The sequence below is a fragment of the Neisseria sp. P0001.S005 genome (assembly GCF_051963715.1).
Genome location: NZ_JBQCTZ010000289.1, coordinates 1 through 946 on the forward strand (window position 1 = coordinate 1; position 946 = coordinate 946).

At 47.6% G+C, this 946-nt stretch carries 1 protein-coding gene; it reads right to left on the reverse strand.

What is annotated here, in order from left to right; translation table 11 throughout:
* A partial coding sequence (locus ACTHSP_RS18980; protein ID WP_440346679.1) for a collagen-flanked surface repeat-containing protein occupies positions 1 to 946 on the reverse strand: 946 nt, incomplete at both ends.

Consider the following 946-nt stretch of genomic DNA (forward strand, 5'->3'; position numbering starts at 1 on the left):
CTTCATCACGCTCAACTTTACCTTCAGCAGACTTACCGTTTTCACCGGTATCACCTTTAGCACCAGTTGCACCAGTATCACCTTTAGCACCGTCTTTAACAGTAGTAGTAGTAGTGTTACCGTTACCGTCTTTGATGGTTACAGTGTGAGTGCCGTCACCGTTGTCTTTAACTTCAGCCTCAGCATTCTTACCGTCTGCACCAGTAGCACCGGTTGCACCATCTTTAACGACAGTAGTAGTAGTGTTACCGTTACCGTCTTTGATGGTTACAGTGTGAGTACCGTTGCCGTTGTCTTTAACTTCGGCTTCAGCATTCTTACCGTCTGCACCGGTATCACCTTTGGCACCAGTTGCACCGTCTTTAACGATGGTAGTAGTGGTTTTACCTTCGCCATCAGTGATGGTTACAGTGTGAGTGCCGTTGCCGTTGTCTTTAACTTCGGCTTTTGCATTCTTACCGTCTACACCGTCTTTAACGATAGTGGTAGTGGTTTTACCTTCGCCATCTGTGATGGTTACAGTATGAGTGCCGTTGCCGTTGTCTTTAACATCGGCTTTAGCATTCTTACCGTCTGCACCAGTGTCACCTTTAGCACCGGTATCACCTTTGTCGCCTTTAGCGCCTTGGTCACCTTTAATACCTTGGTCACCTTTATCGCCTTTGTCGCCTTTGACGCCTTTATCGCCTTGGTCACCTTTAGCACCGGTATCACCTTTAGCACCAGTTGCACCATCTTTAACGATGGTAGTAGTGGTATTACCTTCGCCGTCAGTGATGGTTACAGTGTGAGTGCCGTTGCCGTTGTCTTTAACTTCGGCTTTGGCGTTCTTACCGTCTACACCGTCTTTAATGATGGTAGTAGTGGTTTTACCTTCGCCGTCAGTGATGGTTACAGTGTGAGTGCCGTTGCCGTTGTCTTTAACTTCGGCTTTGGCGTTCTTACC